Origin of the sequence: Belnapia mucosa (assembly GCF_016775475.1) — a bacterium.
In the GTDB taxonomy this organism is placed as follows: Bacteria; Pseudomonadota; Alphaproteobacteria; order Acetobacterales; family Acetobacteraceae; genus Belnapia; species Belnapia mucosa.
The window spans coordinates 1-278 of record NZ_JAEUXJ010000111.1 but is presented as its reverse complement, the minus strand read 5'-3'; the positions used below and the strand labels follow the sequence as shown (position 1 = coordinate 278).

The window sequence follows — 278 nt, the reverse complement described above, 5'->3', positions numbered from 1 at the left end:
GATCGAGATCGTCGAGGTCGTCTGCGTCCAGGTCAAACTCTTGACCATCCAGCCTGACCTGGAGGTGACCGCCATCGATCCCGATCACCATGCCCATACTGCCGTTCCAGAGGCCGCGGGCGTAGTCGTTCTTAAGCCAGATCACCGGGTCGCCAACGGTGAAGCGGCGGAAGCGAGGCTTTCCGTGCGCGTTGAAGCGGTGGAAATGGGTATTTACAGCGTCGATCCCAGCCGGTCCTCCATATGCAGCGGAGATGATCTGAACATCCTGACCATCC

The 278-nt window shown here is 59.4% G+C and carries 1 protein-coding gene; it reads right to left on the bottom strand.

What is annotated here, in order from left to right; translation table 11 throughout:
• Positions 1 to 278 (bottom strand): hypothetical protein (locus tag JMJ55_RS30580; protein WP_202829365.1); only part of this gene is annotated, 278 nt, incomplete at both ends.